Below are 6,462 nucleotides of genomic sequence, written 5' to 3' on the forward strand. Positions count from 1 at the left end.
GGGGGGGGGCGGGGGCCCCCCCCCGCCCGCCGGACGACTCCGGTGGCCTCAGCGGGTGCGGACCGTGGGATCCAGGTGCGCGGTCTCGACCGTCACCCGCGCGTCGGCTCCCCCGCTGGGCCGGGCGGTGTCATCGCGCCGGCTGCGCACCCGCCACCACACGAAGAAGCCCACCAGGGTGAAGGCCCCGTAGAACACGTACATGAAGGCGCTGGCGTAGTAGCCGGCGCTCCACAGCAGCGGCACGCCCACGATGTCGACGGCCACCCAGATCAGCCAGAACTCGACCCAGCCCTTGGCCATGCCGTACGTGGCCAGCAGGCTGCCCATGAAGATCCAGGCGTCGGCCCACACCGGCTCATAGGAGCCCAGGGCGCGGAAGATCGGGGTCAGCAGCGCGGTGCTGCCCACCATCGCGACCACCAGCAGGATCCGCGTGCCCCAGGAGGCCCACTCGGGCTCGACCGCGGTGCCTCCTTCGGAGCGGGCCTGCCGCCAGCGCACCCAGCCGTAGACGCTGGTGGCGATGAACATCACCTGTCGGCCGGCCTGTCCCAGCAGGTCCACCGCATTGGGACTGCCGAACACGGTGCCCAGGAACACCGTCAGCAGCAGCAGGTTGCCGAGGATCCCGATGGGCCATGCCCATACCTTGCGGCGCATGCCGCCCAGGGCGCTGAGGAGCCCGAACACGTTGCCGAGCACTTCTCGCAGGAGGAGGAACTGTCCTCCCTCGAATTCGATCTTGGCGTCGAAGAGCCACTGCAGAACATCCATGTCAGTCCTTTCACCATCGGATGCAGTGGCTCCGGGGAAAAAGGATCCGGCATGGAACGACGGACGTGCACAGTGGCGCGCCCGTCGGCATGCAGGACGTGCGCCTCTCATCCAGGCTCTGACTGTCGGTGCCGGAGTTCCACCGGCTCCACCGCCGAAGCGGGTCGCGGACTATCACCGCCGGCTCGGACTTTCACCGACCCCGGAGCACGTCACTGATGTGACCGCACCAGGGTACTCCTCCTCAGGGCGCAGGCGCGGGCCGGCGCTCAGTGGCCGTTGTGGGATGCGGCATGCTGCGCCGCCAGCTCCCGCAGCGCGGCGATCTCCGCGGCGGCATCATGCGCACGGTAGATGGCCGATCCCGCGACGAACACGTTGGCGCCGGCCTCGGCGCAGCGCTCGATGGTCTCCCGGCTCACACCACCGTCCACCTGGATCGACACCTGCAGGTTCGACTCGCTGATCGCGGAGCGGGCCCGACGGATCTTGGGGAGCATGGTCTCCAGGAAGCTCTGGCCGCCGAAGCCGGGCTCGACGGTCATGATCAGAAGCATGTCGAACTCGCCGATCACATCCATCAGGGGCTCGACAGGGGTGGCCGGCCGCAGTGCGACACCCACCGCCGTGTTCTTGCGGCGCAGCTCCCGGGCCAGGCGGATCGGCGCCGCGGCGGCCTCCAGGTGGAAGGTGACCGAGGAGGCTCCGGCCTCGGCGAACTCGGGAGCGTGCCGGTCTGCGTCGGCGATCATCAGGTGGGCGTCCACCGGGATCGGGGACCTCTCCACGATCTGCTCCACCATCGCCGCGCCGAAGGTCAGGTTGGGCACGAAGTGGTTGTCCATCACATCCACGTGCACGCTGTCGGCGCTGGAGATGCGGTCCAGCTCCTCCCCGATCCGCATGAAGTCGGCGTTGAGGATGCTGGGATGGATGTACTGGCCATCGGTCGCGTAGGCAGCGTTCATGACAGGGGTCCTTCCTCGGATCCGGACGGGTTCTGCGGGGACTGCCCGCTGCGCTTGCGCAGCAGGGCGATGAACATGGCGTCGGTGCCGTGGACGTGGGGCCACAGCTGCACGGAGGGGCCCGAGCCCAGGTCCACCTGGTCCTGGAGCTCGGGGTGGATGCCGCCGGCCACGGCAGGGCGGGCATCGAGCTGCTCGACGTCCTCGCGGCGACGCAGCACGTCGGTGACCACGAGGCGCGTCTCGGCCAGATGCGGGGAGCAGGTCACGTAGGCGACCACTCCCCCGGGCGCGGCAGCGTCCAGCGCGGAGCCCAGCAGGTCCCTCTGCAGGGCGGCCAGCTGCCCGATGTCTCCCGGACTGCGGCGCCAACGGGACTCCGGCCGGCGGCGCAGAGCGCCCAGCCCGGAGCAGGGCACGTCGGCCAGGACCCGGCTGAAGTGCTCCGGCATCTCACGACCGATGGTGGTGCCGTCGGCGGTGCGGGTGGTGATCTCACAGCCGGCCTCCTGCAGGGTGGCCACCGCACGATCGACCAGCTCGGTGCGGTGGGGCTGCACCTCGATCGCCAGGAGCTCTGCATCGCTGCCCGGGGTGAGCCCGCCCAGCAGGGCTGTCTTCCCCCCGGGACCGGCGCACAGGTCCAGCCACCGTGCGGGGCCGTCCTGCTCGGCGAGCACCAGCTCGTCGGCACCGAGACCGAGGGCCAGTGCCATCAGCTGGCTGCCCTCGTCCTGCACCGCAGCGCGGCCCTCCTTGACCGGGTCCATGCCGCCGGGATCCCCCGAGGGCCAGGTGGCCGCGAAGATGCTGAGATGCCCGCGGCCGGCCCCGTTGTCGATCATCTCGTCGAGATCGGTGAGGCCCGGCCGCATCACCAGGGACACGGCAGGAGCCTGGTTGTGGGCGTCCAGGAGCGCATCGATCTCGGCACGACCCCGGCCGTGACCGGCCAGGGCGTCGGTGAGGGCGCGCACCACCCAGGTGGGGTGGGAATGGACGACGGCGAGGTGACCGGCGGGGTCCTGCTCCCGATCGGGAGCGACCTGGGCGATCCACTCCTCGGCGGTGCGCTCGCCGACCCGGCGCAGCACGGCGTTGACGAAGCTGGCCGCCCCGGCACCCACTGCGGAGCGGGCCAGGGCCACGGTCTCGGAGGTAGCGGCATGGGGGGCGACGCTCATGTCCACCAGCTGGTAGGCGCCCAGGCGCATCACGTCCAGCACATCACCGTCGACCTCGTCCAGGCCGCGGTCGATGCAGGCGGCGAGGATGGCGTCCAGCCGGCCCCGGGCACGCAGGGAGCCGTAGAACAGCTCGGTGGCGAAGGCGGCGTCCCTGCCGGAGAGGCGGTGCCGGCGCAGCAGGCGCGGCAGCACCAGGTTGGCGTAGGCGTCGTCCTCGCGCACGGCGGCCAGGGCCTCGTAGGCGACCTGGCGGGAACCGGTGGCGGTGCGGCTGCGCTCGGAGGGGCGGGAACTGGACCATCCCCGGCGCGGCCCGCCCTGCCCTCTGGAGCCGGAGCGCTCGCGGCCCTGCGCGTCCCGTCCGTGACGGGGGTGCTCGCCGCGTCCGTGCTCGTCCCGGCCACGGTCCTCACGGCGGCCCCGGCCCTCGCGCCGGCCGCGCTCGTCTCGCCGGGGCCGATCATCGCGGCGGCCCCGGTCGTCGCGGCGCGGCCGGGAGGTGTCGTCCTGGGGGCTCATCGCTTCTCCTCGGGGGCATCGGTGTGGTCGTCGAACGCGGCGTGCTCGTCCAGCGCGGCACCGCGGGCCCAGTCCGCACCCCGCATCGGACGCTTCCCTGCCGGTGCGAGCTGCGCTATCGCGAGGGGGTGGGTGCCGGTGCCCACCAGCAGGTGCCGCTTGGTGGCGTGCAGGGATCCCGGGGGCAGATCGGCCGGTGCCTCCGCGGGAGCCGCCTCCACCCCGAGCACCTTCATGCGGCTTCCCTGCCAGTGCGTCCACGCGCCGGGATCCGGGCTCATGCCTCGGATGTGGGCACTCACCTGGGCAGCGGGAAGAGTCCAGTCGATGCGCGCCTCGGCGGTGGAGAGCTTGGCGGCATGGGTGGCCGCCGCATCGTCCTGGGAGGTGAAGGCAGCGGAGCCGTCCTCGAGGGCGTCCATCGCCTCGCACAGCAGGGAGGCTCCCTCCTGGGCCATGCCCTCCAACAGCTGCCCGGCCGTCTCGTAGGCACCGATCGGGCGGCGGCGGGTGGCGATGACGTCGCCGGTGTCCAGCCCCTCGTCCAGGCGGAACACCGTCATCCCGGTCTCGTCGGCTCCTGCGAGGACCGCTCTCTGCGCCGGAGCGGCACCCCGCCACTGGGGCAGCAGGGAGAAGTGCAGGTTCACCCAGCCGTGGGTGGGGATCTCGAGGACCGGCCCCGGGATCAGCGTGCCGTAGGCGACCACGGCGGCCGCCTCGGGGGCGAGGTCCCGCAGCTGCTGCTGCACCTGCTCGTCCCGCAGGGACGACGGGGTGAGCACGGGGATCCCGGCCTCGAGGGCGAAGGCCTTCACCGGGCTGGGCGTGAGCCTCCGGCCCCGACCGGAGGGGGCATCGGCGCGCGTGAGCACGGCGATCACCTCGTGCCGGGAGTCCAGCAGGGCACGCAGGGAGGGAAGGGCGGTGGCGGGGGTCCCCGCGAAGATCAGACGCATGATCCCTCGAGTCTAGGTTCCGAACCTCCCGGTTCAGAACACCGACGGCGGGTCCAGACGGATCCGGAGGGATCCGGGAGCCTTGCGCGCGGAGCGGGAGGCGACACCGGCGCGCAGCGCATCGGCGAGCTCCCGGGAGCGCTGAGGCTCCAGGCGCAGCACCGCCCTGGCCCGACCGGGGGCATCGGGATCCCCGAGGTCGACGGGCCCGAACACGTCGGTGCCGTCAGGCAGCTCGACGGCCTGCAGGAAGGCGTGGCAGGCCTCGCGAGCCCCCACCACCTCGGCGGTGCGGGTGAAGGGCGGCAGGTCCAGTTCGCGCCGATCGGCCAGCACCCGGTCCCAGAACACCTCGGAGCGGTGCGCCACCAGGTGCCGGATGGCGGGCAGCGTGGAGGTGCCGACCACGAGCACCTCACCGCCGTCAACCGCGCTTCGCACCAGGGCGATCGCATTGCTCCAGCGGCGCACGGACTCCACATCTGCGTCGTAGGCGGCGCGGGCCAGCATGGCATCGGCGTCCAGCAGCAGGGCTGCGGCGTAGCGGCCCCGGGGGGCGGGCTCAGCACCGGGGGTGGCCACCACGATGCCCCGCTCGGGCACGTCCTGGTCCTCCAGTGGGCCGTGGGCGCCCCCGGCGATGCGCAGCGGCACATCGGGGAACGCACGGCGCAGCTCCTCGGCGGTGCGGGTGGATCCGATCACCATGGCGCGCACCTCTGCGCGGTGGCACTCCGGGCACCGGTAGACGTCCTCGCGGCGACCGCACACGCTGCACTGGAGGGGGCCGGTGCGGCCCGACAGCAGCAGGGGGCCGGCGCAGCGCGGGCAGCGGCAGCGGGTCCCGCAGAAGGTGCAGGCCACCGCGGGGACGTAGCCGGAACGAGGAACCTGCACCAGCACCGGCCCGTGCTGGATGCCGGTGCGGATCACGCGCAGGGCCTCCCTCGGCAGCCGTGACCGGCCGGAGGGGCCCTCACGGTCACGCAGGTACTCGTCCATCGCCACGATGCGGGGACGGAGCTGTGTCAGCGGGGCCGGTTCCGGGTCCAGGCGGGTGAGGTAGCCGCTGTCGGTGAGGGCGCGCAGGGGGACGGCATCGCTGGCGGCCAGGAACAGCAGGGCGCAGCGCTCCTGGTGGGAGCGGCACTGCAGGACGGTGCGCGTGTGCGGGTAGGGGGCGCGGGGCTCTTCGAGCAGGTCATCGGCGCTGTCCCAGCAGATCGCCAGCGCCAGGTTCCGCACCGGGGCGAAGGCGGCGGAGCGGTTGCCGAGCACCACCCGGGTGGCACCTCGCAGGATGCGGCGGAAGGTGCGGTAGCGCTTCTCGGGCCCCTCGGTGCCGGCGAGGATCTCGTGCGCGACCCCCCGCGCGGTCAGCTCGTGGCTGAGTCGCGCCACATCGCGCTGGTCGGGGGCGATGACCAGTGCGCCGCGGTCCTGGTCGAGGGCGGCCACGGCATCGGCGGCCACTTCCGTCCAGGCGTCAGCAGGGTCCAGGGTGATGGTGGCGCGCGGCACGGGGCCCGTGGGCGCGCCCGCACGGGTGAGCAGCGCGGACAGCCCGCGGTAGCGGTCACCGGGGCGGGAGGGGCGCGCCCCGTCCTGCTCCGTCCCCCCTGTCTCGGGCGCCTGCGCGCCCTCGGGTGGGTCCGCTTCGGCCGGCACCTGTGCTGCTTCTGCCTCCTCAGCCGCCCGCACTGCCTCCGATTCCTCGGCGGCGCGATCGTTCTTCTCGGCGCGGGCGTGCCGGGGAGGCAGCGCTAGCCGCAGCACGTCACCGACGGTGCCGGCGCACCGCGTGGCGACCTCCTCGCACACGCGCATCATCGCAGCGGGGACCACGACGTCGTCGGAGACCAGTCGGGTGAGCGGTGCCAGGGGTCGGTCCGTGGTGGGCCGGGCGGTGCGCTGCAGCACGATCCCCTCGGTGTCCCGTCCCGAGAAGCGCACCCGCACTCGCATGCCCGGGCCGGCCGCCGCCGTGGCCGGGGTGACGGCGTACTCGAAGGGCCTGTCCAGATGGGGCAGAACGCCGATCAGGCGCACGCT

At 72.9% G+C, this 6,462-nt stretch carries 5 protein-coding genes and 1 riboswitch; all 5 genes read right to left on the reverse strand.

Annotation, left to right across the window (positions count from 1 at the left end; translation table 11 throughout):
• Positions 1-48: 48 nt before the first annotated feature.
• Positions 49-777 (reverse strand): nicotinamide riboside transporter PnuC, encoded by a 729-nt coding sequence (gene pnuC / locus M4D54_RS13490; protein WP_259892059.1) that lies wholly within the window; start codon positions 775-777, stop codon positions 49-51.
• A 95-nt stretch (positions 778-872) separates the two neighbouring features.
• Positions 873-991: riboswitch (FMN riboswitch) on the reverse strand.
• Positions 992-1,046: 55 nt separating this feature from the next.
• The gene (gene rpe, locus M4D54_RS13495) at positions 1,047-1,745 is read right to left on the reverse strand and encodes a ribulose-phosphate 3-epimerase (RefSeq protein WP_193866381.1); all 699 of its coding nucleotides are present in this window, start codon (positions 1,743-1,745) and stop codon (positions 1,047-1,049) included.
• Complete coding sequence (locus M4D54_RS13500) at positions 1,742-3,451, reverse strand: RsmB/NOP family class I SAM-dependent RNA methyltransferase (protein WP_259892061.1); 1,710 nt, start codon at positions 3,449-3,451, stop codon at positions 1,742-1,744. Before M4D54_RS13500 ends, rpe begins: the two co-directional genes overlap by 4 nt.
• Positions 3,448-4,410 carry a methionyl-tRNA formyltransferase gene (gene fmt, locus M4D54_RS13505; protein ID WP_259892063.1) on the reverse strand — a complete coding sequence of 321 codons (963 nt, stop codon included), beginning with the start codon at positions 4,408-4,410 and terminating at the stop codon, positions 3,448-3,450. The genes M4D54_RS13500 and fmt overlap by 4 nt, the downstream gene beginning before the upstream one ends.
• A 33-nt stretch (positions 4,411-4,443) precedes the next feature.
• Positions 4,444-6,462: primosomal protein N' (locus M4D54_RS13510; RefSeq protein ID WP_259892065.1), on the reverse strand; the 2,019-nt coding region annotated here is incomplete at its 5' end.

It is taken from the genome of Brachybacterium sp. p3-SID1565 (assembly GCF_025143785.1).
Classification (GTDB): Bacteria; Actinomycetota; Actinomycetes; order Actinomycetales; family Dermabacteraceae; genus Brachybacterium; species Brachybacterium epidermidis.